We start from the raw sequence: 25,025 nt of genomic DNA on the forward strand, positions 1-25,025 counted from the left end.
TTTATCCTCCCTTAGCGACACTTTCTTCGAGTATATTTTCAAGAGAAACTGAAACCGTCCTTGATATCCCTGATTCTTGCATCGTTACTCCATATAAGATATCAGCTCTTCTCATTGTCCCTTTTCTATGTGTAATGATAATGAATTGTGTCTGATCATGGAATTTCTGTAGATATGTTGAATAACGATCTACATTTGCATCATCTAAAGCTGCTTCTGCTTCATCTAAAATTGCAAAAGGAACTGGTTTTACTTTCAAGATGGCAAATAACAATGTCAGCGCAGTCAACGCCTTTTCACCTCCGGATAGCAACGACAGCTTTTGCAACTTCTTTCCAGGTGGTTGAGCCATGATTTCTATTCCAGTCATCAATAAATCGCTTGAATCGGTCAGTTTCAAAGCTGCTTGTCCGCCACCGAACATCTGTGGAAAAACTTCAGCAAATGCGTCAGCAACCGCCTTAAATGTATTCCCAAACCGAACCTTGACTTCATTATCCATTTCCTGCATACTTTTTTGCAACTGTCTTTTTGCTGCCAACAAATCATTTTGCTGCAGCGATAAGAACTCAAAGCGTTCATTCACACGTTCATATTCATCAATTGAGCCAATATTAACCTGACCTAAATCTGCGATACCTAATCGCAATAACTTTAACTTCTGCAACACTTGATTCAAATTCTGTTCTTTATTTTGCACCTTTGCAGCTTCATAGGTCAGCTCATATGTCTGAGCTAGCTCAGACAAGCTCTGGTCAAGTATACCATTTACCTTGCTCAATTTAATACTTTGTTCACGCTGTTCATTAAATGTTAATTCTTGCAAGCTATTAACCCTTGTCAGTTCTGCTTCATTTGACTGTAACTGTTCATGAATCTCAGTTCGCTGCTTCTTACCCTCTGCAAGATTAGTAGCAATTACTTCTTGTTTCTCACTAATCTGTTGCAGTTGCTGCACTATTTCTCCAGATTTTAGGGAGTCTATTTTTTGTTTGTTGTCAATCTCAGTTAATACTTTCTGTGCAGCTTGAAGTCCAGTTTGGTACTCATTAATCTGTTTTTTGCTAATTGCAGCTTTGTCATTCAAAGAACTCAATCTTTCTGTAACAAGTACCAAGCGCTGCTTCATTTCACTGCTTTTTTTAGCATTTTGCTCTTTGGATTTGTTCAATTCAACAAGCATGTTCTTCTTATTGTCAAATTGGAATCTGAGTTTATTTATTTTCTGTTCCAAAATAAGCTGCTTTCCAGCAAGTGAATCCTTATCTCTGACAAAAGCATTATTCTTTATTTCCTGTTCAAATTCTTTTTGCTGTAGTACAAGTGCCTCTTTTAAATGCCTTACTTGGTTTTTCAAAAATTCAAGTTGGGCTTCAGCATTGTGGCTCTCATCTTTTCTTGCTGTCACATCTTTTTCTACCATTTGTACATCTAGTTTCTTTTGTTCAAAATCTTTCTTTGCTTTAGCACCTTCAAACTCAATTTGCTTCATTTTTTGTTTCATTTCTGCGAGATTTTTTGCTAATATTTTAATTTGCTTCTTTTGTTCTATTAGACCATTGTTCTTTTGTTTGTTTGTGCCACCAGTCATCGCACCACCAGGATTAACAACATCACCTGCCAACGAGACAATCTTCAAACCATGGTCAAGTCGCCTAGCAACATCCACAGCAATATCGATATCCTTCACAATAACGGTTGTCCCTAGCAAATAATTTAAAACCGGCTGATCCACTTTGGTACACTTCACCAATTCACTGCCAACACCAAGCACACCCGGAATTCTTTCCAAAATCTCGGACTGGTACTTACTGATTTGCCGCTGTCTCACTGTATTTCTTGGTAAGAAAGTAACTCTTCCCAGACGGTTTTTTACTAAATAATTTATACCAGCTTTTGCTGCTCGCTCATCTTCGACTACAACATTTTGCACTTGGCTTCCCAGAGCAATTTCAATCGCATACGCAATCTTTGTAGGGACATCTAGTAATTCTGCAACTGCACCTATAATCCCAGCAAAGTTTGTTCTTTTTTGCAAAATTTCTTTAACACCACGATAATATCCAGCAAAGTTATCATCAATATTCTTTAAGCTATCATGTTGTGCTTGTGCACGCTGCACTATCTCTAAAGCCTTGTACCAATTATCTTTTTGTTGTTGCAGCTTCACTTGCAAGCCTGTTAACTTATCTTGTTCAACTTCAAAGCGCTTACCTTCAATTTCCAACTGCTTACATTCTTCTTCATAAATCAATTGTAAATCAACAATTTTTTTATTAAGAGCTTTAATGTTTTCTTGCTGTTTTTCTGTTTTTTTGATAAAAATATCTTTACTTGCCTTAGTTCGCTGCTCTTCTTTTGTAAGATACAAAACCTGATTTTTTAAGGACGTCTGTTCTTGCATTCGTTCAATTATTTGTTGTCTCAAATCCTCAATTTCATCTGTAATCTGATTCGCGTTCGCTCCATGCAACGCTGTTAAAACACTAATTTTACCTTGTAGCTCTTCTTGTTCCCCTGTAAAGGCCTTAATCTGCTTTATTAATTTCGTACGTTCAATTTCAACTTGTTTCAGTTTGCCTTGATTTAATTCTCTTCGTGTCTTAACTTCCGTAACTTTTTGTAACTGATAATCCTTTTCTTTTTGTGTAATTTTTTTTTGTCCGCCATAACGCTCTTTTTGTCCAGTTAGAAGTGCTGACTCTTCTTGTAAACGATCAAGGGTGTGATTTAGTTCATCTTGTTTCTTGTGCAATAAATTAACAGTTGCCTCGTACTCTTCAATCTTTTTTTTATTTTTAGTCTTAACCGTATCTAACCGCGCTATCTCACTTTCAAATACATCCTTTTTCTGATTGTTTTCAGCAATTTCCAGAACTAACTTACTTAAATTATAATGATCAAAGTCCTTTTTTTGTTCTAGATAATCCTTTGCAATGCTGCTTTGTTCCTTTAATGGCTCTCTTTGTTTTTGCAATTCAACAACAATATCTGCGACCCTGTCTAAATGATCCGCAGTTTCAGCCAGTTCTTGTTGTGCCTTTTGTTTCTCTTTCTTATACTTCAAAACCCCTGCGACTTCTTCAATAATTACACGACGTTCTTCTGGCTTGCTATTAAAAATTGACTCAACTCGCCCCTGAGAAATAATTGAAAATGATTCTCTTCCAAGTCCAGTGTCCAACATTAATCCCGTAATGTCCTTCAAGCGCACCTGTTTGCCATTCAACAAAAATTCGCTATCTCCATTACGATAAATTCTACGCGCAATTGCAATCTCGTCTTCATCCAATGATAAATAGCGATCCTGATTGTCAAAAATAATCTCGACTTCTGCGCGGTTAAGTGCTGCACGAGTATTTGTACCAGCAAAAATTACATCCGGCATTTTTTCTCCACGAAGGTTTTTGGCAGACTGCTCCCCTAAAACCCAGCGAATTGCTTCAATTACATTACTCTTCCCGCTTCCATTTGGTCCGACAATTGCAGTCATTCCATCTTGAAAATCAATTTGCGTTTTATCTGCAAAAGATTTGAAGCCATTGATTATCAGTGACTTTAACTTCATCCAGCACTGCTCCTTTATTTCCTTACTATTTGTTAATCGTCTTTTTAACCGATTATATACGACTTACTTTAAGGCTTTTAATGCAACATTTGCAGCTGCTTGTTCAGCCTCTTTTTTTGAATGTCCGCTACCCGTTCCCAAAATTCTTCCGTCAGCACTAACAGCCATTGTATACATTTTGTCGTGTTCTGGTCCAAGATCAGCAACTTCAGCATAAGTAATTGCGACCTCGCCTTTTTCTTGCAATAATTCTTGCAACTCCGTCTTATGGTCCAACAAATGATCAAACCAGCCTAAATCCAGTTTCGGAAAAACAACTTTTGCGATGAATACTTCTACTGCTTTTTTCCCTTGGTCTTGATATAGTGCCCCAATAAATGCCTCGAAAATATCACACAATAAAGCTGGCCTTTGCCTTGCATTGGCTTTTTCTTCACCTTTACCAAGTCTGATATATTCATCAAAATTACATTCCTTTGCAAACTTACTGAAGCTATCTTCACAAACCATTGCTGCACGCAATCGTGAAAGTTTTCCTTCGGGCATTCCTGGATAGCGGCGATACAAGTATTCGGAGACACAAAGTTGCATCACGGCATCTCCTAAAAATTCAATTCGTTCGTAATACTTCAAATGTTCTTTCGGGTGTTCATTAACGTATGAAGCATGTGTAAATGCTTCATCAAGCAGCTCTGGTCGCTTAAAATCTATTTCAAAGTCATTTTTTAGTTTTTGTACTAATCCGATTATCACTTATTGTCTTCTCCTTTTTAAAACTTAATACCTTATATTATACCCTTACACATCTATCTGAACAAAGTATGCTAATTACTACCCTAAAAAAAGACAGATTGCTCCAGGATCTTCTCCGCTGCAATCTATCTTCCAGAATTTTAAATGTCAATAACTATCCTTGGTGATTCGCAATATATTTAACTGCATCTGCAACAGTGAATAATTTTTCGGCCTCTTCATCAGGAATTTCGGCCGAAAATGTATCTTCTAACTCAAGCACAAATTCAACAATATCTATTGAATCGGCATTCAAGTCCTTTGAGAAGTTCAAAGCAGGTGTTATCTTATCTTCTTCAACATCAAAACGTTCATTAATAATTTTCGCAATCTTGTCATAAATTTCTTTTTCTGTCATCTTCTATTCCCCCACGTCATCTGTTTTTTTTGCTGCTTCTTCGAAATATGCAACTAAATCCGGAATCATCTTTTCTTCTAACATCTTATGAATCTGCTTTAGTGTATAGTATACGGCCGCACTATCACTTGAGCCATGAGCTTTCACAACAGGTGCCTTGACACCAAGCAATACGGCCCCACCATACTGTGATTGATTCATCTTATTTTTCAACTCACTAAAAGTCGATTTGAGTAATAATGCACCTAATTTACCAGATAAACCGCTACTAACAATCGAGTCCTTCAGCAAGTGCATCGTCGCCGAAGCGGTTCCTTCAATTGCCTTTAGAACCGCATTTCCAGTAAAACCATCCGCAACAACCACATCAGCAACATTTTTTAAAATTGCATTAGCCTCAACATTACCAACAAAGTTCAAATGGGAATCTGCCTTTAATAATTGATATGCTTCCTGTGTCGTCTTATTTCCTTTGTGTTCTTCTGTTCCATTGTTCAGCAAGCCTATTCTTGGATTGGTAATTCCCCTGACTTTTTGTGCATAATATTTACCCAAAATCGCATATTCGTGGAGATGTTCAGGTTTATTATCCGCGTTTGCCCCACTATCTAGCAGGTTGAATGCTCCTTCAGTTTTTGAAATTATCGGAAGTGTCGAAAGTAATCCTGGACGACTAATTCCTTTGATTCTGCCGACAATCAACAATCCGGCAGTAAGAATTGCTCCAGTATTACCACACGAAAAAAATGCGTCAGCCTCGCCATCTTTAACTGACTTTGCAGCCAAAACCATTGAGGAATCCTTCTTTCTCCGCACTGCGTGTACAGGTTCATCATTCATATCGATTTCACTATCAGTATGAATAATCTTAATTCGTGACGTGTCTTTTAAATACTTCTTAATTTCATTTTCTCTTCCATAAAGATTGAACTCAAGCTCACGGTATTCATCGCGTGCTCGTTCAACTCCTTCAACAACCGTTTGTGGTGCATTATCTCCACCCATAGCATCAACTGCTATTCTCATTAAATTCATCCCTCTTTAATCGAATGATGTCCCTAATAAAGTACGCTTTAAATACTTCATTAGTTCTTCATTTTCTTTTTTTTGTTTGAAATATTCATCGCTAATTATTTGCTGTGCTTCTTCCTTTGCTATCTGTAATATTCTTAAATCAGCTATTGGATCACCTAATTTAAATTCAGGCATTCCAGATTGTTTGCTTCCTAAGATGTCACCTTGACCACGGAGCTCCAAATCCTTTTGTGCAATCACAAATCCATCATTTGTCTCAGTCATTATCTGCATTCGGGCAATCCCATATTCGTTTTTGGGATCAGCAACAAGGAGACAATAAGACTGCTTATCTCCTCTGCCAACCCTGCCGCGCAACTGATGCAGCTGTGCCAGACCAAACCTGTCTGCATCAAGAATCATCATGACAGTTGCATTTGACACATCAACTCCCACCTCAATTACTGTAGTTGTTACTAATACATCTATTTTATGCTCTTTAAAAGCAGACATCACATCTTCTTTTTTATCACTACTCATTCTACCATGAAGCAATCCAACATGATATCGCGATCCTAATCGTTCATTGGTTTTATTGAATATCTCTTCGGCATTCTTCAAATCCATTACCTCAGATTCTTCAATTAATGGGCTAACAATATATGCCTGTGAATTACTGCCTAACTCACGCTCAAGAAAATCGTAAGCACTCGCCAACTGAACGTTCTTTACCCACTGAGTTCTAATGCCTTTGCGTCCCTTTGGTAACTCATTGATTGTGGAAACATCCATTTCTCCATAAGTTGTTAATGCTAACGTTCGCGGAATTGGTGTTGCAGTCATCATTAATACATCAGGTGACTTACCCTTTTCTCTGAGAATTTGTCTCTGACTGACACCAAAACGATGCTGTTCATCTGTTACAACCAGGCCAAGGTTCAAGAACTCAATATCCGGTTGGATTAATGCATGAGTACCAACTACCAGATTGATTGTACCCTTTTTTAAATTGGATAATAACTCCCGCCTTTGTGCTACCCTGGTGACAGTTGCGCTTGTCAACAGCGCAACTGTAATTCCCATCGGTTCAAATAACTGCGCTAATTTAATAGCATGCTGTTGTGCTAATATTTCAGTTGGAACCATTAATGCAGCTTGAAATCCTGCTGTAATAGCAGCATACATGGTTATTGCTGCAACAATTGTCTTTCCTGAACCAACATCACCTTGCAACAACCTATTCATATGTCTTTGCAAGTGCATATCATGACAGATTTCATTTACCACTTTTTTTTGCGAATTTGTTAATTCAAAGGGCAGACTTGCTATAAATCGCTTGAGCTTATCCAATCTGTAGTTAATTTTCAGTCCATCATTAATATTCTCATTTTTCTTAAGATACTGCATTCGAGCTTGAAAGAGAAAAAATTCCTCAAAAGTTCCGCTACGACGTGCTAGTTTTGCAGATTTCTGACTTGTTGGAAAATGAATCTCATGAATAGTTTCTTTTCTTGAAAGCAATCGGTATTTCTTTGCTAGATAATCTGGAACAATATTAACAATCATATCGGCATATTCACTGTATGCCTGCTCAATTATCTTTTTTACCTGTGACTGTTTAATCTCTTTTGAGGAACGATATATCCCCCCCAATTCATTGCTGCTTTCATCTGCTAAAATTTTCATTCCAGTTAAGTTTTGCCTTTTATGGTTCCATTTACCATAGACAGTTAGTTCTTTACCTAATTCGATTCTGGACCGCAAATAACCCTGGTTAAAAAAAGTCACCATAATGACATCATGTTCAACCAGCAGTTTAAAATTCAAGCGATTTTTCTGGCGGCCAAAATGACTCAGCACTGGTTCAGTTGCCACTGTCCCTTTTAAAGCAACCTTTTCTTGATCACTAATTTCAGTCAAATTGCGTGCAGCATAGTCATCATATCTGAATGGGTATGCAGTTAACAAATCTTCAATGGTGTTTATACCCAACTTATTCAATGCCTGAACTTTTTTGGGACCAACACCTGCTAGAACCGCTACTGAATCACTAAGTTCTTTTGCCAAAGCCATCACCTCTATTTTGAATGAATTAAAAATCTGACTAATTCCAATTTTATGCAGGAATTAATCAGACTATTATGGAAAATATTATTCGACAGAAATTAAATACGGATACACAGGTTGATTGCCTTGATGAATTTCAATTTCTAAATCCTCATCAAGTTTCAAAACTGCACTTTTGATATTTTCAGCTTCAGCAGAAGTTCCGTCTTGACCAATAATTATTGTAACAATTTCACTATCATCATCAAGCATTTTTTCTACCATTTGCACAGCTGCATCAACTTTATCTGGATTAGTCAATTCAATTTTCCCATCAATAATCCCCATATAATCATCTTTTTTGATTATATTTCCTGCAATAGTTGTATCACGAACTGCAATCGTAACTTGACCAGACTTCACAGAATCCATCTCGTCGCTCATATTTGCTGCATTTTTGTCTAATTGTTCTTCAGGATTGAACGCGATTAATGCTGTCATTCCTTGAGCAATTGTCCTACTTGCAACAACCCTTGTCGGAACCTCCGCAACTTTTGCAGCTTGTTCAGCAGCTAAGAAAATATTTTTGTTGTTTGGTAAGATAATAACCTTTTGTGCATTAACTTTCTTAATTGCATCAACTATATCTTGCGTACTTGGATTCATTGTCTGACCACCACTTAAAACATAAGTTGCACCTAAACTCTTAAACAAGTTAGCAATTCCATCTCCAGAAGCAATTGCTATAATACCATATCCTTCATTATTTACACTTGCTACTACAGCTTCTTCTTTGTTTTCTTCTTGCTCATCATGCTCCAAAATTGTTTCATGTTGTAGACGCATGTTATCAACCTTAACTTTAATCAAGGATCCAAAACGTTGTCCATAAGACATCACACTTCCTGGATGCTCTGTATGAACATGTACTTTGACAATTTCCTCATCGGCAACAACTAATAGTGAATCACCAATCGTATTTAAATGATTGCGAAACTCATCATAATCGAATTTTGAGTCAACTAGACGGCCCGCACCTAGCTTAACCATTATTTCAGTACAGTACCCATACTTGATATCTTCTGTGCTAAGCTGACTTTGAACACTCTTATGATGTTCAGCATTGACCATTTCTTCCATCTCTTCAACACTTGGTTGGTGCGCATCATCTTCAGCACGCTGATTGCCAGACAGAGCATCAAAGAAACCTTCATATACAAAAGTCAAGCCCTGTCCACCTGAATCAACTACCCCAACTTCCTTTAAAACCGGCAATAAATCTGGAGTAGTTGCCAAGGCCTTTTTTGCAGCTTCATATGCGGCTGCCATCACTATAACCGTATCATCGCTTTCACCGGCTGCCTTGTTAGCCGCCCTAGCTGCCTCACGTGCAACCGTTAAGATTGTTCCTTCAGTAGGCTTCATTACAGCCTTATATGCAGTCTCAACCCCAGCAGTCAAAGCAGCTGCCAAATCATTTGCATTCAAACTATCTTTCTTTTCTGTACTCTTATAGAATCCCCGGAATATCTGTGATAGTATTACTCCAGAATTTCCACGAGCGCCCATTAATAATCCCTTAGCTAATGCCACAGCCAAGGAACCTACAGTGTTAGCGGTAGATTCAGACACATATTTTGCACCACTAACAAAAGAAAGGCTCATATTTGTTCCAGTGTCTCCATCAGGAACAGGAAATACATTTAAAGAATTAATAAATTCTGCATTATTACTTAATCTTTTTGAACTGATCGCAACCATCTTTCTAAAATGCGCCTCAGTTATCTCTGTGACTTTCAAATTCGCTTATCCTCCTTGGTCCCCATAATACTCAACTATTCTTCAATAACCCGCACACCTTGTACAAAAACATTGACTGAATTAGCTGTTATTCCTAACATGGTTTCCAAATTATATTTAACTTTATCTTGGACATTACGGCAAATTTCAGAAATTTTTGTGCCATAACCTACAATAATATACACATCAACTGCAACTCCATCATCCTCTTGGCGCACAATAACACCTTTTGAATAATTATCGCGCTTCAGAATCTCGTTCAGATTATCCCTAATCTGGTTTTTACTTGCCATTCCGATAATTCCGAATATTTCAGTTGCAGCACCACCAACAACTGTTGCAATAACATCATTATTGATATCAATGTTTCCAAATTGCGTTTTGATTTTTACAGCCATTAGATACAGCCTCCTTAATTTAACACACAATAACTAATTTCATTTTAGCATAAAATGAGCTAAATCACTATACCGCATGATTGCGCCAAATTCAAGCAATGAACAACAAATTTGTCTGCCAAGTTATTTTACTTTACAGAAAATTCTTGCAATCATTCGTTAATTATGATAACTTATTCTAGTGAGTAAGCAGTACGTATGCTTTGAATCCTATCATTAAAGGAGGAACTAATAATGGCAAAAGATTTTATTACTGGTCGTAAAACAACTTTCGGAAAGAAACGTTCACATGCTTTAAACCAAACGAACCGTTCATGGAAACCAAATTTGCAAAAAGTTCGCATCTTGGTTGATGGTAAACCTAAGAAGGTTTGGGTTTCAGCTCGTACATTGAAATCCGGTAAAGTTACTCGTGTTTAACTACTAGAGACTCGTTTTTGCGGGTCTTTTTTATTACAATTATGATTGTTAATCCTACTAAATAAAAAAATTCCTGCTTAACACAGAAATTCCTTCAAATATTAATGAAATTAGATACTTTTAACTTTTTATTCCCTCTATATCACATTCTAATCCTTGCTCTGAATCACACATACGACTCCTGTAGTAAAACTAAACTTACCCTTTTCACCTACAAATTCGTTACTTGCTAACGATACTGGAAAATTAAAATTTTTTTCATCTAAACGATATTTTTCATCAACCAAACTCAGCTTCTCGACACTTGTCAATGGTACAAAAGCCAAATATTTCTTGTCTTTTTCTTTTTGAATCGTATAAGTACCGGGTTTATAGAAGTTAATAGTATTGAAACGATCAAAAATAAAAATTTTATCTGCATATTCGTAAAATGGTTTTCTTAGGATAAAAAATAGATTAGCCAAGAGATGATCTATTCTACCACCAGTTGCACCAAAAATGTTTATCCTATCAATATTTTGAAAATTTTCAAAAACAATTTTCAAGGCTAATTCTGTATCAGTATCATCTTTTTCAGGTTTGGCAGTATAAATCTTTTTGCTATTTCTCCTGACCAAATCTTGCTCTTCTTTTGTTGAAGAATCAAAATCACCAATCGCAATCGCTGGTTGAATTCCATTTTGAACAAGTCGCAAAGCTCCACGATCTGCACCAATCCAGATCTGCCCATCATTTTTTTTCAGCAACTCTGCCGGCCATTCACTGACTGGTCCTCCAACTAATAAATTGATTTCCATTCTAATCACCTGTCACTTTGTGTAATAATTGGATTTTTTCAACTGGATTAGCCGCATTAAAAACAAACGATCCGGCCACTGCAATTGTAGCTCCTGCTTGTTGGCACTGCTTAATTGTCTCATCATTGATTCCGCCATCAACTTCGATGTCAAAATCAAATTTGCTATCTTTTTTAATCTGATTCAATTCTTGAACCTTTAAAAGCATGCCAGGCAAGAATTCCTGACCCCCAAATCCTGGATTAACCGTCATGATCAGCACTGCATCTACCATTTCTAATAAATTCGCAAGAACAACTACAGGTGTTCCGGGATTGAGCACAACCTCAGCTTTGCATCCTGCTTCCTTAATCTGCTGTAAAATGCGGTGAATATGTGGAGTTGCCTCATAGTGTACCCCAATTACATCAGCACCAGCATCTGCAAGCATTGCAATATAATCTTCAGGATTATCAACCATCAAGTGACAGTCAAAAATTTGTTTTGAATATGGCCGAATTGCTCTTAAAATTGGCTCGCCGAACGAAAGATTAGGTACAAAATGACCATCCATTATATCAATATGCAGGTATTCAGCACCTGCTTTTACTGTCATTTCTACATCTCTTTTTAAATTTGCAAAATCTGCACTTAAAATCGAAGGAGCAATTTTCATTCTAACACCTCATTTTCGATATTTTATTTTTTGCTTACTGATTTCTTTTTGAAACTGTTGATAATTCTCATATCTGCTTGTCTTGATTTCTCCACTTTCTACAGCCGCCTTAACTTTGCAGCCTGGCTCGTTCAAATGGATACAACTTCTGAACTTGCATTCTCCAGCATATTCTTGAAAATCTGGAAAATACCTTGCTAACTCCTCTTTTTTTATCTCTAATAAATCAAAAGAGGAAAAACCAGGGGTGTCTGCAATCAAATTATCTTTAATAGGTAAGAGCATTACTTTCCTTGTCGTATGCTTTCCTCGGCTCAAAGCCTTTGAGACTTCACCCGTTGCTAATTCAAGTTCCGGCTTGAGATTATTCAATAATGTCGATTTCCCAGCGCCGGTCTGTCCCATTACAACAATTACCTTTTGCTGAAGTTTGCCAGTTAATGTTATGACAGAATCAAGACTTCCTAATTGACAAGCATATATTCTTTGATAATCTGCAACAATCTGCTTTATCTTTAAATATTCTTCATCAGTCAACAAATCGACTTTTGAAAAAAATAATAACGGCGTAATTTCATTTTTCTCAAGCATTACCAATTGTCGATCTAATAAATTTGAAGAGAATTTGGGCTCCTTGCAAGCAGTTACCACAATCGCATAGTCAATATTAGCCACTGGTGGCCTTACTAATTCATTTTTTCGCTTTTCTATTCGTAAAATGTAACCTTCATCCTGGTTTTCAGCCTTGAATTCTACCCAATCACCCACGAGCGGAGCTTCACCTTTTTTCCGAAAATTTCCACGTGCACGTGTCCGATAAGTAACGCCTTCCAGATCAACATCATAATATCCACTTAATGATTGTCGAATTTGACCTCTTAACAATAAATCACCTTACCTTTCAAACCTCATCTGATTAGCTCGTCACATTTGTCTTCTCAGCAATAACTTGCCCATCTCTAACAATTTTATATTTACCAGAAGTTGAACCGCTCAGCGTAAAGGGTAGAGTCACACTTGTATCTGATGAAATTGTAAATTGCTGATAGATATCACTATAACTATGAGTATCATCTTGCAAATAAATCTGAATCGTGTTCATTGTACTGGAACTCGTCGAAGAACTCGTAGAACTTGATATACTACTAGAAGAAGACTGGTATGGAATATTTACACTAACAGAAAACGTATTAGCTGCACTGCTTGTACTATCCGAGGAACTACCACCCGACTGCGATTCAGCACCTGATGAACTAGCAGAAGTGGACCCCAAAACCACATTCAGAGTGTCACCTACTTTAATGCTAGCATTCGCTGCAGGTTCTTGTGAAATCACTAATCCCGTACTAGAGCTACCAGAGGAATTGTTTTCAATATTTAATACAAGTCCCAATTCATCAGCGTAGTCCTCCACACTTTTTTCCGTATAACCTGTCAAATCACGTAAAATAACTGTCTTTGCACCTGAACTAACGGTAAATCTGACTGTCGTTTGTTTCCAAACTACTTTCTTTCTGGCTGAAATATTCTGACTAATAATTTCTCCCTTGGCCACTGAACTGGATGCCTTTGTTTCCTTGACAACTGTAACGCCCTTATTATCAAGTTTTTTCTTCACTTTAGAATATGGTTGCCCTTTATAATTGCCAAACATATTCTTTTCAGGGCCTTCTGAAATTATCAGATTAACTTTCGAATTTTGACGCACACTTGAACTCTCAATCGGATCAGATGAGATAACTTGCCCCTTATCATATTTTGTACTATTTCGCTTGATAATATTTCCAACAACTAATTCTTGGGACTCAAGTGCGGTTTTAGCCTCTGTTTCGTTCATTCCTTGCAAATCCGGAACTGCCACATTCTTTGGGCTCATTGCTAGTGCAGTAATAAAAATCATTAAGACTATTATCACCGTTACAATCAGTGACCAAACAAGCCATTTTTTCTTTTTGCTCCACTTTTTCTTTGGTTTCTTGTCTTTTTCAGAACCAGTTTTATTATCACTTAACCCAATATTCTTTTTAATTTGTTGTGCACTCAATGGTTCCAAAACCTTAGTTTCATCCTCGATTGCACCTACAGGTCTCCATTTTTCTTCATTACTTCTGGTATATGAAAGTGCAGTTTCAATATCATCTTTCATCTCTGAAACTTTCTGATATCGCTCTGTTAAACTTTTTGCAGTTGCTTTTAATACGACATTCTCAAGTGCCTGTGGAATTTGATCGTCAAAGGACCTGACAGATGGCATGTCATTTTGAAAATGCTTCAAGGCTATCGAAACAGCTGTTTCACCCTGATATGGAACTCGACTTGTCAATAATTCAAATAAAATTATTCCAAGTGAGTAAATATCTGATTGTTTAGTAACTACGCTTCCCCTGGCCTGTTCAGGTGAAAGATAATGAACCGATCCCATTAATGTATTGGTCTGTGTCAATGAGTATTCCGAGGTTGCTAACGCTATTCCAAAATCAGTAATTTTTACTTGTCCATCAGCATTAATTAGGATGTTTTGTGGTTTCAGATCACGATGGATAATATCATGTGCATGAGCCTCTTCAACGGCCGACAATACTTGATCCATGATATTAACTATCCGCTCATAAGCAATGGGATAGTTTTGTGCTATGTAACTCTTTAAATCCATTCCTTCTATATATTCCATCACTAAAAACTGTGTACCATTATCTTCATCAATATCATAAATACTAACAATATTTGGATGGACAAGTTCTGTCAAAGAAATTGCCTCACGACGAAACCTTCTGATTGCAGCCTCATTATCTCGTAAATCAAGGCGCATCAATTTAACAGCAACATCTCTTTTTAAGATTAAATCATATGCCAAATAGACATTGGCCATTCCACCTTCACCTAATGTCTCTACAACCTGATATCGTCCGCTCAATACATATCCTGGCTTCACTGTTCATTCCTCCTCTCAAACGAAGAAGAGGCAAGTAAAAGTGTAACATTATCATTTCCGCCAGCTTTATTTGCAAGATTAATCAGCTTGTCACATTTATCTGCAAAGGATTTATTATTCAGCAACACTTCTTTTATTACTTGATCATCAACCATATTGGTAAGTCCATCAGAACATAGTAATAAAATATCATTATCTTCCAACTTAATAATTTTCTCATCAATATTTGCGTTTTCCGAAATTCCTAGTGTTCTAGTAACAATATTTTTTTGCGGATGATTTTTCGCTTCTTCAGTACTGATCTGACCGCTTTTCAATAATTCATTTACTAAAGAATGATCTTCAGTCAACTGCAGTAAATCACTGTCTCGCAGCAAATATCCTCTGCTGTCACCAATATTAGCCAGAAGCACCTCATCACCAAAAAAAAGGGCGCATACAATCGTAGTTCCCATACCATTCAAATCTTCATATTGGTTAGAGCGCTCTAAAATTAATTTATTTTCACGCTGAACTTCATCTATCAACCATTTTGCAGCAACGTCAATTGTATCAATTTCAGTCTCTTCAAAACGAAATCCTAAATGAGAAACTGCCATTTCCGAAGCAACATCTCCACCCTTATGACCACCTAGACCATCCGCAACAATTGCAAAACTTATCCCAGTAAGGTTCTTAAAAACACCCACGTAGTCCTCGTTATTGGGTCTTACTTCTCCCACGTCACTCTTATATGCAAAATTCATCAGGTAACCACCTCATTTATCTTACTCTCTTCAATCGGGTAATGAAAAAGCCATCAGATTCATAGTCATCTGGATAAATTGTCAAACTTTTACTAATATTAGGCAATTTTAGTTTTGTCTTTACCTCAATTTGTTCAAATTCATGATGCATTTCCAAAAATTCGGTAATTACCCGTGTATTTTCAGTATCCAGTATCGTACAAGTACTATATGTTAAATAGCCATTAACTTCAACATAGTCCGCAACTTTATCCAATATTCCGACTTGAACCTTATGCAAGTTTAAAGAATCTTGCAAAGACTTTTCATATCTGACTTCCGGTTTTCTTCTCATTAATCCTATACCAGAACAAGGTGCATCAACTAATATTTGATTAAAACTCTTGGGTTCAAAGTATGCGCCCATTTTTCTAGCATCTAGCTGTAGTAGCTTAATCTTTTCCTCAAAACCGCATTTCAAAGCATTCTCTTTAATCAGCTTAATTTTATGCTTGTGAATATCTAATGCTGTAACTGTCCCTGTTCTCAGATAATCAGCAATCTGCATTGTTTTTCCACCGGGAGCAGCACAGGCATCTAGAACCCGTTCATCTCCGTTCAACCCCATAGCCTCAACCACAAGACTTGCACTTTCATCTTGCAGCATGACCTTGCCTTCCGCAAAGAGACTAGTCAAACTGACATGCCCTCCTTTTTCTACAATTAAGCTTCCAGCAGCAACTTGACTATTTTCAACTTTGAAACCTTGACTAATCAATTCACTTGCAACCTCTTCAACTGAAATCTTTGATTCATTTACTCTAAGCGCTTGCTTGGGTGCTTTATTCAGGGAAACCAAAATTGAAACTGTTTTATCATACCCGACTTGTTTCTTTAACTCTTCAACTATCCACACGGGTACACTATAACTAATGCTTAGACGTTCAGTTTCATCTTCAATTATTGCAGTCTCAAGAACACCCTTACGCAAAATTGCATGCAAAACACCTGTCACGAATTTTCTCGTACCATCATGCCCCTTGTTTTTTGCAATCTTGATTGCTTCATTGAGCACTGCGTGATCTGGAACTTTGTCTAGAAACTTCAACTGGTACAAAGACATTAACAATAATTGGTTAACCCAATCATCCATTTTTTTACCTTTAACAAAAGGTTCTAACCAAAATTCAAGTAATAAAAGATTCTGAAGTACTCCATACACAATAATTGTCAATAGATTAGCATCCACTCTTGACAGCTGATTTTTCTTAAGAACCTGGTTAAGCGCTAAATTTGAATATGCCCCATTTTTTGCAACCTTAGTTAGAATTTCAACTGCCATTAATCGTGGGTTTTTATTTTCTTCATTCATTTGTTATAATCCTCTGTCCTGCTTTTATCCCTTGACCTTGACCATTTAGAAAATTATTAATCGTCATTCGTGGCTTCCCAGCAGGCTGAATCTCTCTTATTTTATATACGCTTCCTTGAGCAGCCGCTACCTTCAACTCGTTTTTACCAACGAATACAGCTACTCCTGGTTCGTACTCAGTTTTTTCATCAAGCGGCTTTATATCCCATAATTTTGTTCTTTTATTCAAGAACTTTTCAAAATACGAACCCGGTTGCGGCCTAAGTGCTCTAATCATATAATCAAGCTGCTGTGCGGTCAAATCTAGAGATAGTTTTTCTTGTTCTGGTGAAATAACTGGAGCAAATGTGACTGCCGCTTCATCCTGCATCGTTCCGGTTATCTCTTTGCTGATAATCTTAGGGAGCATCTCTATTAAAACAGTTCTTCCTAAAAGACTCATCTTAGAGAAAATAGTTCCATTATCATCATTCTGCAAGATTGGTAATTCGGCTTGTGCCAGCATCTCACCAGCATCCATCTTCTTAATCATATAAATCAATGTGACCCCGGTTTTATCATCGCCATTCATAATAGCATATTGAACAGGTGCTCCTCCGCGATATTTAGGTAGTAACGAGCCATGGACATTTACTGCTGCAATCTTTGCAGAATTGATTAACGACATTGGCAAAAATTGTCCAAAAGCTGCAGTGATTATTACATCTGGTTGGATTGCAATCAACTGTGCAAGCTCTACACTCTTTCCCAGCTTCTGTGGTTGGTAGACTGGAATGTCATGCCTTACTGCCACTTGTTTGACTGGTGATGCAGTTAAAATTCGTTTTCTGCCTGTATACCGATCTGGTTGTGTCACAACTGCTTTAACGTCATAATCAGCTGCAATCACTCCTTCAAGGATAGTTGCTGCAAATTGGGGAGTCCCCATAAAAATTACTGATGTCATTGAAATACCTCGCTTCTTTTTAAATAAAATTAAGTGGTTCTTTATCAATCGAAATTAAAACTCCTTGGCGCTCATCTTTTTGACTCTTCTGTAAAATTTCATCCAAAGCTGCATCTAATTTAGGTTCTTGTTTATATTTGATAATCAGCTGATAATAAAATTGATTATTAATACGCATTATTGCTTTCGGTGTGGGTCCTAAAATAATTGATTTTGTACTCAAAAAAGATTTTAATTCAGCATAAATTTGATAAATTTTTTTTGCAGCTAACCCTTCTTCTTTTGCGCCAGCCGTAATTTGAATTGTATAGAAATATGGCGGATAGCCATTTTGATGCCGCACATTCATTTCTCTAAAGAAGAAACTTTCATAGTCCTGTTTTTTTGCCAATTGTAAAGCATAGTGTTCGGGATTAAAAGTTTGAATAATAACTTTACCCTCTTTATCAGCTCGGCCAGCCCTTCCGCTAACCTGCGTTAATAATTGAAACGTTCGCTCACTTGCTCTGAAATCAGCTAATCCAAGTGCTGTATCTGCGTTTAATACACCGACCAGTGTCACATCAGGATAGTCCAACCCCTTAGCGATCATTTGTGTTCCCAATAGAATATCGGCTTTCTTATCACCAAATTGTTTCAAGAGTTTCGCATGCATTCCCTTTCTTCTAGTAGTATCCACATCCATTCTCAAAACGCGAGCTTCAGGAAATAGATTTTGCAATTCCTGCTCAACTTTTTGAGTTCCAGTTCCGTAGTATCGAATTTTATTACTGCCACAATTTGGACATTTTTGCGGTATTTTCTCCTCATGTCCGCAATAATGACACTTCATCGAATGACTGTCCAAATGCAAGGTCAGCGAAATATCACAATTTGGACACTGCAAAACCTCCCCACAATCACGACACATCATAAAAGAAGAGTAGCCTCGGCGATTAAGCATCAATATAATTTGTTCCTTGCGTTCTAGTCTTAATGCGATTTCACCACATAATTCGGATGAAAAATCAACGTTATCAGTAATCCTTTTCGTTGCTATTCTCATGTCAATCAACTTAACTTCTGGCAGTGGCATCTTATTAATTCTTTCATTCAGATGAAGCCACTCATAAACACCCTTTTGCGCACGCGCCCTTGATTCAAGCGAAGGTGTCGCACTCCCTAAAACTAAAGAACATTTATGATACCGTGCACGCCACTTGGCCACTTCTATGGCATGATAACGCGGCATTTTTTCTTGTTTGTAGCTTGCCTCATGTTCCTCATCAATAACAATTATCCCAATCTCCTTCAAAGGAGCAAAGACCGCTGATCTTGCACCAACAACTACTTGGGCATCACCATTTTGAATCCTGTGCCATTCATCAAGCCGTTCACCTTCTGACAATCCACTATGAAGTAGTGCAACTCTTGAACCAAATCTTCCAACTACATTTTTTACCATTTGAGGTGTCAATGCAATTTCAGGAACAAGCATCAGAGCCGTCTTACCATTTTCAAGTGCTTGCGCCATTGCCTGCAGATAAACTTCCGTCTTTCCACTGCCCGTTACACCCTCAAGTAAGAAAGTTCGTTCATTACCTTGACTCATAGAATTACAAATTTTAGCAGTAACCTTTTTTTGAGCAACAGTCAGCTTTCTAGGTCTTGTTCTAACAAATTCACTTTGTTTATAAGCCACTCTTCTTTTAACAACAGCTTTGCGTTTCAACCATTTTTTTGTTTCCGCATTCTTTATTACGGTACTTGTAATTCCTAATTTTTGTTCAAGAACCGTTTGTTCAACCTCTACCTCTCCAAGTTGAATTAAATAATCTAGCAGCCGTTGCAATTTTAAAGCATTAGCACGTAATTTGTTTTTTTCTTTTTTATAACCCTCCGCTGTCAATCTATTTAAAATAACCTGAACTTTTTTTTCAACCAGATTATCTTTCATTAAATATTCTAGCTCGATTTTTCCTGAGACCCTTGCAGCTAATAATTTTTTCAGCAAGCCTGAATCTATCTTATCCTCATTCAGAATTTGTTTTCGATTAGAAGAAAAGTATCCCCTAACGGCTGAATCTACTTCATCGTCAACTAGAACCAATTGTTTATAATATTTAGCACGCATTGCACTTGGCAACATTACCTGTAGACAACTTATTAAAAATGAATATGTTTCATGTGCCATCCATTTTGCCAATGCAATTGCTTCTTCAGTTAATACTGGTTCCACATCAATCAAGGACTTTATTTCTTTGATTTTCCCAGAGAAATCATTACCCATTTTTAATCCTATTACAAATCCCTGAATTAACCGATTACCGTTTCCAAATGGTACACTTACCCGCATTCCTACCTTAATCATATTTTCAAATCTTGTAGGAATTTGATATACAAAAGGCTTGTCAGTCTGCTTAGCCGGTACGTCAACAATTATTTCAGCAAAAGATACGATTGTGAATTCCTCCTAGTCTTCGGTAATGAGATCAAAAATCATTTTAGCAATATCATCCTTATTAGTTTTTGGACTATTGATGTTTTCCTTGCTTGGTCGCATAAAAATCACCTCATTCTCATCACTGCCAAAGCCGATATCTGAGCGTGATACATCATTTGCAACCAGCAAATCAAGATTTTTATTAATCAATTTTTGTTGACCATTTTCCAATAAATTTTGTGTTTCAGCAGCAAAGCCAACTAATTTTTGTGCTTTCTTCTCTTGACCAAGTTTCTTTAAAATATCAATATTTTTTTCCAACTCAAGCGTTAGTCTTTTTCCTGTTTTCTTAATTTTTTGTTTTGCAGGCTGAATTACATGATAATCGGCCACTGCAGCTGACATAATTACAATATCTGCATCCGAATAGCGCTCTTTTACAGCTTCATACATCTGCGCTGTTGTTCTGATAGCTATTAACCTCGCACCAGTATCATTAATCAGATGACTTGGCCCACTAATCAAGGTCACATCAGCCCCTCTTTGTACTGCATTTCTGGCAACTGCAAATCCCATCTTACCTGAAGAATGGTTTGTAATGTATCTTACAGGATCGATTGCTTCAATTGTGTGCCCTGCAGTAACCACAACTCTTTTCCCCTTTAAATCTTGTTTATTTGCAATAATATCACTAACCCACTTAAAAATCGCATCTGGTTCCGGCATACGTCCCTTGCCATCATATCCTTCTGCAAGAAATCCAGTATCAGGTTCTAACATGTGATAGCCATCCTCGATTAATTGTTTTAGATTTCTTTGCACTGCCTGATTATCATACATTTTATCATTCATTGCAGGTACTATAAATTTTGGACAATTCATAGCAATCAAACAAGTCGTTGCAAAGTTATCGGCAATTCCATTGGCTAGTTTACCAATCGTATTAGCTGTTGCAGGAATAATCACTGCAATATCTGTCCATTTGGCAAGTTCAACATGCTCGACAATTCCCTGCTGCTGGCTATTTTCATAGTATACTTGGTTTCGACTAATTGTTTTAAAGGTTAATGGGGTTACAAAAGTCGCTGCTTCTTCAGTCATTATAACCTTAACTTCTGCGTTTGCCTTGATCAATTTTCTAATAAAAATAACCGCCTTATAAGCTGCAATTCCTCCAGTTACGCAGACAGCAACATGCATATTTTTCAATTGTAACCCTCCTTTAGTAATAATTATATTGTATCAATAATACGGTCAAAAAAGAACATCAAAAAAGACCATTGTGACTATTATCCTGATACCATTGAATATCAGCAGTCCCATGGCCCTTCTCTAAAACTCAAAATTACACTTCTTCTCTTTCATCTGGATCAATAATCAAATCATTTGCAACAACCTCTTCAAGTGCCTTGCCAACATTCTTAACTGACTTATATTCACTAAGCATTGGAATCGCGCCAGCATCCAATTCATGTGCTCTCTTACTAGCCAGCATTACCAATGAATAACGTGAATCAACACGTTCTAATAAATCATCAACTGATGGATATAAAATCATTTTAAAACATCTCCCAATTGTTTTTTATAATCTGGTAAAAATCTCTTTACCCGCCATCTTTCAGCCCTGATGATGGTCTTTACCTTCTCCACTGCACTCAAAACTTCATCATTAACAACTGCGTAATCATAATTCTGCATCATTTCGATTTCATCGACTGCTTTAGCCATACGCTTATCAATAGTTGCTAAATCATCAGTTCCACGTCCACTTATTCTATGACGTAACTCCATTAAATCCGGCGGTGTCAAAAAAATAAACAGCCCATCCGGACACTTTTCACGAACCTGCATGGCACCATTTACTTCAATCTCAAGAAAAACATCCTTACCTTGATCAAGCATCTCATTTACATATTTTAGCGGTGTTCCATAATAATTGTCAACATACTGTGCATATTCAAGCATGCCGCCATCTTTAATTTCTTTTTCAAACTCAGTCTTCGAAACAAAATAATAATCCTTTCCGTCAACTTCTCCTTGACGCATCAATCTCGTAGTCATAGAGATTGAATAATGAAACTTATTATCATCTTGCGCAAAAATAGCTTTCCTGACTGTTCCCTTACCGACTCCTGAAGGTCCAGACAATACTATCAACATTCCCCGTTTAGACATGTTTGCAAAACTCTCCTCTAAAATATTGTATTAAGATTATCATGTACTTTTTTGCAACATATTTCAAGTTATTCTTAATTAGAATTTCTTAATAAAAAATAAATTTATGGCTTGCTTTTTCGAACGTTTGTTCTATAATATAAATATCGAACAGACGTTCTAAAAAAGGAGAGTGCTTCTAACATGCTAGAATTGAAAAAAACAACACTACAGCAAATAACTCAGGGTATTCAAAAACAATTTACCTCGTACAGCAGACAAGACTTTAGTAATTGCATACAAATGCCCCTTTTCCAGCTTAATTTTTTTATTAACCAAGCAATCCAAAAACATAAAGTTATCAGCATCAGTTATAAAGATATCCATGATAATGAATTTGCAGCAACGGGATTTATTTCAAGAAATAAAAATAATAAAACAATTTTCAAACTTGATAATCTTGGAGATAATTTATCACATCTGCTAAACATTAATCAAATAAAATACATTAAGCTTGCCAAAGAATAAATCACCCTTAATTATCTTGTTTAACTAATAAAAATCATCAGGAGTATGACATCGGACATAATAAGTTTGAATATAAATAAGGGGGTGGTTCAAAGCTTAACTTTTGAGCCACCTCCTCTATTTATTTCGTATAAACATGTTCCATAGATCAAAATGCTCCATCTAACTTCGAATTAATACTCAAATTTTCCTGACTTATATCACAACTCCTTATTAAGTAAAGAACTTTGACTTATGAAACCAATTTAGTTGGAGTCAAAAAGAGGCTAAATCAAGATTTAACTTTTGATCTAGCCCCAACAATTTTTTATTTCTAGTACAATTCTAAGTATTGATCCCGTTCCCATTGTGAAACTTCTTGACGATAAGCACCCCATTCGAGTTTCTTACCCTCAATGAAGTTTTGATACAGATGAGGACCCATTGCCTTTGCAATTACTTCGTCTTTTTCAAGCTCTTTAATCGCATTATGCAAAGTTGATGGAAGATCAGAGATTCCATTTGCTTTACGCTCTTCCGCATCCATTACATAAATGTTACGATCAATTGGTTTTGGAGCTTGAAGTTTTTTACGCAATCCATCCAACCCGGCTTCAAGAATTGATGCAATCGCCAAGTATGGATTTGCACTTGGATCAACACTACGCAATTCAAGACGCGTTGACATACCACGAGCAATTGGAACACGTACAAGTGGCGAACGATTTCGACCAGACCAAGCAACATAAACTGGTGCCTCATATCCAGGTACTAAACGTTTGTATGAATTAACAGTTGGATTAGTCACAGCTGTAAAGTTACGTGCGTGCGTCAGCAAGCCGCCCAAGAAGTAGCGTGCTTCTTGAGATAATTGCATTTCATCACTTTCATCGAAAAATGCATTTCCTTCACTGTTGAATAATGACATATTGATATGCATACCCGAGCCATTAATACGGTCAAGTGGCTTTGGCATAAACGTCGCATGTAATCCGTGCTTTCTTGCAACGGTCTTCACAACTAATTTAAAAGTTTGAATATTATCACATGCCTGAAGTGCTCCAGCATACTTAAAGTCGATTTCATGCTGGCCAGGTGCAACTTCATGATGGGAAGCTTCAATATCAAAGCCCATGTTTTCTAATTCCAAAACGATATCGCGACGACAGTTTTCACCTAAATCAACAGGAGCTAAGTCAAAGTAACTTCCCTTATCATTAAGATTCAGCGTTGGCTTACCAGTTTCTGGATCAAGTTTAAACAAGAAAAATTCTGGTTCAGGCCCAATATTAAAATCAGTAAAGCCTAATTCCTTCATTTCACCAAGAACACGAATTAAATTATTACGCGGATCACCGATGAATGGTGTACGATCAGCATTGTAAACTTCACAAATGACACGAGCTACTTTTCCATGTTCACTTCCCCATGGGAAAATCATCCAAGTTGATAAATCTGGATATAACCACATATCACTCTCTTCAATTCTAACAAAACCGTCTATTGAAGAACCATCAAACATTAGTTTATCGTCTAATAATTTTTCAAGTTGGCTAATTGGAACCTCAACGTTTTTGATAACACCATATAAGTCAGTGAACATCAAGCGCAAAAATTTAACATTTTCATCTTTGGCTATCTTACGAATATCATCTTTTGTATAATTAGGCTTTACCATCATTAAATCGCTCCTTATTAAATTTTTAGAAGTTATTATTATGCTTAAAAGAAGACTCATCCTGCTTGCTAAGCCCACTTACTGCAATAAATTCATCACGCAAAATTCGTCGTACATCAGTGTCGGTCAGCGGTTTTTCCAGTTTGGCTTGCTTCTCAGCAAGTTTTCGCTCATTCTCATCGTATATATGCTTAATCCCAGCCATGTTAATTCCTTCATCCAAAAAATCTTTGATCTCAAGTAAACGATCGATGTCATTCAAAGAATACATCCTACGATTACCTTCACTACGCTTAGGCATAACCAACTGCTGCTCTTCATAATAACGAATCTGACGTGCTGACAAATTTGTGAGCTTCATTACTGTACCAATGGGTAACACGGCAAGCGAACGTCTGAGCTCCTTCTCTTTCATAACAACCCTCCTCTAAGTTACGCCCT

At 36.9% G+C, this 25,025-nt stretch carries 22 protein-coding genes; 2 read left to right on the plus strand and 20 right to left on the minus strand.

All coding sequences use genetic code 11. The features are described from left to right. Position 1: 1 nt before the first annotated feature. The 7 genes from smc to FFX44_RS02420 all read right to left on the minus strand — a co-directional run bounded on the left by smc (position 2) and on the right by FFX44_RS02420 (position 9,976). Entirely contained in the window at positions 2–3,568 is a 3,567-nt protein-coding gene (gene smc, locus FFX44_RS02390) for a chromosome segregation protein SMC (protein ID WP_289977518.1), read from the minus strand. A 63-nt stretch (positions 3,569–3,631) separates the two neighbouring features. Continuing rightward, complete coding sequence (gene rnc, locus FFX44_RS02395) at positions 3,632–4,321, minus strand: ribonuclease III (RefSeq protein WP_289977520.1); 690 nt, start codon at positions 4,319–4,321, stop codon at positions 3,632–3,634. 154 nt (positions 4,322–4,475) lie between these two features. Next, positions 4,476–4,718, minus strand: coding sequence for an acyl carrier protein (gene acpP / locus FFX44_RS02400; protein ID WP_289977522.1), 243 nt, complete (start codon positions 4,716–4,718; stop codon positions 4,476–4,478). Between the two features lie 3 nt (positions 4,719–4,721). Then, complete coding sequence (gene plsX, locus FFX44_RS02405) at positions 4,722–5,744, minus strand: phosphate acyltransferase PlsX (protein WP_289977524.1); 1,023 nt, start codon at positions 5,742–5,744, stop codon at positions 4,722–4,724. 15 nt (positions 5,745–5,759) lie between these two features. Then, positions 5,760–7,799: an ATP-dependent DNA helicase RecG gene (gene recG, locus FFX44_RS02410; protein ID WP_289977526.1), complete on the minus strand. Its 2,040-nt coding sequence runs from the start codon at positions 7,797–7,799 to the stop codon at positions 5,760–5,762. A gap of 84 nt (positions 7,800–7,883) precedes the next feature. Then, complete coding sequence (locus FFX44_RS02415; RefSeq protein ID WP_289977528.1) at positions 7,884–9,578, minus strand: DAK2 domain-containing protein; 1,695 nt, start codon at positions 9,576–9,578, stop codon at positions 7,884–7,886. A 35-nt stretch (positions 9,579–9,613) separates the two neighbouring features. After that, positions 9,614–9,976: an Asp23/Gls24 family envelope stress response protein gene (locus FFX44_RS02420; protein ID WP_057869046.1), complete on the minus strand. Its 363-nt coding sequence runs from the start codon at positions 9,974–9,976 to the stop codon at positions 9,614–9,616. 234 nt (positions 9,977–10,210) lie between these two features. On the opposite strand from FFX44_RS02420, the gene rpmB reads away from it, so the two are divergent. Next, positions 10,211–10,396, plus strand: coding sequence for a 50S ribosomal protein L28 (rpmB, locus tag FFX44_RS02425; protein WP_289977538.1), 186 nt, complete (start codon positions 10,211–10,213; stop codon positions 10,394–10,396). 149 nt (positions 10,397–10,545) lie between these two features. On the opposite strand, the gene FFX44_RS02430 is transcribed toward rpmB, so the two are convergent. From FFX44_RS02430 to gmk, 11 genes are all read right to left on the minus strand, one after another. Beyond that, positions 10,546–11,193, minus strand: coding sequence for a thiamine diphosphokinase (locus FFX44_RS02430; protein ID WP_289977541.1), 648 nt, complete (start codon positions 11,191–11,193; stop codon positions 10,546–10,548). A gap of 1 nt (position 11,194) precedes the next feature. Beyond that, on the minus strand, positions 11,195–11,848 hold the full coding sequence (gene rpe, locus FFX44_RS02435) for a ribulose-phosphate 3-epimerase (protein WP_289977542.1): 654 nt from the start codon (positions 11,846–11,848) through the stop codon (positions 11,195–11,197). A gap of 9 nt (positions 11,849–11,857) precedes the next feature. Then, the gene (gene rsgA / locus FFX44_RS02440) at positions 11,858–12,733 is read right to left on the minus strand and encodes a ribosome small subunit-dependent GTPase A (protein ID WP_289977545.1); all 876 of its coding nucleotides are present in this window, start codon (positions 12,731–12,733) and stop codon (positions 11,858–11,860) included. 31 nt (positions 12,734–12,764) lie between these two features. Further along, positions 12,765–14,780 carry a Stk1 family PASTA domain-containing Ser/Thr kinase gene (gene pknB / locus FFX44_RS02445; protein WP_289977547.1) on the minus strand — a complete coding sequence of 672 codons (2,016 nt, stop codon included), beginning with the start codon at positions 14,778–14,780 and terminating at the stop codon, positions 12,765–12,767. Beyond that, entirely contained in the window at positions 14,777–15,526 is a 750-nt protein-coding gene (locus FFX44_RS02450) for a Stp1/IreP family PP2C-type Ser/Thr phosphatase (protein ID WP_289977549.1), read from the minus strand. Before FFX44_RS02450 ends, pknB begins: the two co-directional genes overlap by 4 nt. 16 nt (positions 15,527–15,542) lie before the next feature. After that, on the minus strand, positions 15,543–16,877 hold the full coding sequence (rsmB, locus tag FFX44_RS02455; protein ID WP_289977552.1) for a 16S rRNA (cytosine(967)-C(5))-methyltransferase RsmB: 1,335 nt from the start codon (positions 16,875–16,877) through the stop codon (positions 15,543–15,545). Further along, positions 16,870–17,823, minus strand: coding sequence for a methionyl-tRNA formyltransferase (fmt, locus tag FFX44_RS02460; protein ID WP_289977554.1), 954 nt, complete (start codon positions 17,821–17,823; stop codon positions 16,870–16,872). The genes rsmB and fmt overlap by 8 nt, the downstream gene beginning before the upstream one ends. A gap of 19 nt (positions 17,824–17,842) precedes the next feature. Then, on the minus strand, positions 17,843–20,263 hold the full coding sequence (priA, locus tag FFX44_RS02465; protein ID WP_289977718.1) for a primosomal protein N': 2,421 nt from the start codon (positions 20,261–20,263) through the stop codon (positions 17,843–17,845). Between the two features lie 12 nt (positions 20,264–20,275). Next, on the minus strand, positions 20,276–21,454 hold the full coding sequence (gene coaBC / locus FFX44_RS02470) for a bifunctional phosphopantothenoylcysteine decarboxylase/phosphopantothenate--cysteine ligase CoaBC (RefSeq protein WP_354669244.1): 1,179 nt from the start codon (positions 21,452–21,454) through the stop codon (positions 20,276–20,278). A gap of 136 nt (positions 21,455–21,590) precedes the next feature. Beyond that, positions 21,591–21,803 (minus strand): DNA-directed RNA polymerase subunit omega, encoded by a 213-nt coding sequence (gene rpoZ / locus FFX44_RS02475; protein WP_289977555.1) that lies wholly within the window; start codon positions 21,801–21,803, stop codon positions 21,591–21,593. After that, entirely contained in the window at positions 21,800–22,420 is a 621-nt protein-coding gene (gene gmk, locus FFX44_RS02480) for a guanylate kinase (protein WP_289977556.1), read from the minus strand. Before gmk ends, rpoZ begins: the two co-directional genes overlap by 4 nt. Before the next feature lie 183 nt (positions 22,421–22,603). Here gmk and FFX44_RS02485 point away from each other — a divergent pair, with 183 nt between their 5' ends. Further along, positions 22,604–22,927: a hypothetical protein gene (locus FFX44_RS02485; protein ID WP_289977558.1), complete on the plus strand. Its 324-nt coding sequence runs from the start codon at positions 22,604–22,606 to the stop codon at positions 22,925–22,927. Between the two features lie 313 nt (positions 22,928–23,240). On the opposite strand, the gene glnA is transcribed toward FFX44_RS02485, so the two are convergent. Continuing rightward, complete coding sequence (gene glnA / locus FFX44_RS02490; RefSeq protein WP_289977721.1) at positions 23,241–24,584, minus strand: type I glutamate--ammonia ligase; 1,344 nt, start codon at positions 24,582–24,584, stop codon at positions 23,241–23,243. A gap of 25 nt (positions 24,585–24,609) precedes the next feature. Further along, complete coding sequence (locus tag FFX44_RS02495) at positions 24,610–24,999, minus strand: MerR family transcriptional regulator (RefSeq protein WP_289977559.1); 390 nt, start codon at positions 24,997–24,999, stop codon at positions 24,610–24,612. Between the last annotated feature and the right edge of the window lie 26 nt (positions 25,000–25,025).

Origin of the sequence: Lactobacillus sp. UCMA15818, assembly GCF_030400225.1 — a bacterium.
Taxonomy (GTDB): Bacteria; Bacillota; Bacilli; order Lactobacillales; family Lactobacillaceae; genus Liquorilactobacillus.

Bases quoted from the DNA above. Each gene is read 5' to 3' on its own strand.
- rsmB (WP_289977552.1), bottom strand. From the start codon at position 16,877: ATGAATGAAGAAAATAAAAACCCACGATTAATGGCAGTTGAAATTCTA.
- fmt (WP_289977554.1), bottom strand. From the start codon at position 17,823: ATGACATCAGTAATTTTTATGGGGACTCCCCAATTTGCAGCAACTATC.
- acpP (WP_289977522.1), bottom strand. From the start codon at position 4,718: ATGACAGAAAAAGAAATTTATGACAAGATTGCGAAAATTATTAATGAA.
- FFX44_RS02420 (WP_057869046.1), bottom strand. From the start codon at position 9,976: ATGGCTGTAAAAATCAAAACGCAATTTGGAAACATTGATATCAATAAT.
- glnA (WP_289977721.1), bottom strand. From the start codon at position 24,584: ATGGTAAAGCCTAATTATACAAAAGATGATATTCGTAAGATAGCCAAA.
- gmk (WP_289977556.1), bottom strand. From the start codon at position 22,420: ATGTCTAAACGGGGAATGTTGATAGTATTGTCTGGACCTTCAGGAGTC.
- rpmB (WP_289977538.1), top strand. From the start codon at position 10,211: ATGGCAAAAGATTTTATTACTGGTCGTAAAACAACTTTCGGAAAGAAA.
- FFX44_RS02430 (WP_289977541.1), bottom strand. From the start codon at position 11,193: ATGGAAATCAATTTATTAGTTGGAGGACCAGTCAGTGAATGGCCGGCA.
- FFX44_RS02495 (WP_289977559.1), bottom strand. From the start codon at position 24,999: ATGAAAGAGAAGGAGCTCAGACGTTCGCTTGCCGTGTTACCCATTGGT.
- plsX (WP_289977524.1), bottom strand. From the start codon at position 5,744: ATGAGAATAGCAGTTGATGCTATGGGTGGAGATAATGCACCACAAACG.
- rpe (WP_289977542.1), bottom strand. From the start codon at position 11,848: ATGAAAATTGCTCCTTCGATTTTAAGTGCAGATTTTGCAAATTTAAAA.
- smc (WP_289977518.1), bottom strand. From the start codon at position 3,568: ATGAAGTTAAAGTCACTGATAATCAATGGCTTCAAATCTTTTGCAGAT.
- FFX44_RS02485 (WP_289977558.1), top strand. From the start codon at position 22,604: ATGCTAGAATTGAAAAAAACAACACTACAGCAAATAACTCAGGGTATT.
- rpoZ (WP_289977555.1), bottom strand. From the start codon at position 21,803: ATGATTTTATATCCATCAGTTGATGATTTATTAGAACGTGTTGATTCA.
- FFX44_RS02450 (WP_289977549.1), bottom strand. From the start codon at position 15,526: ATGAATTTTGCATATAAGAGTGACGTGGGAGAAGTAAGACCCAATAAC.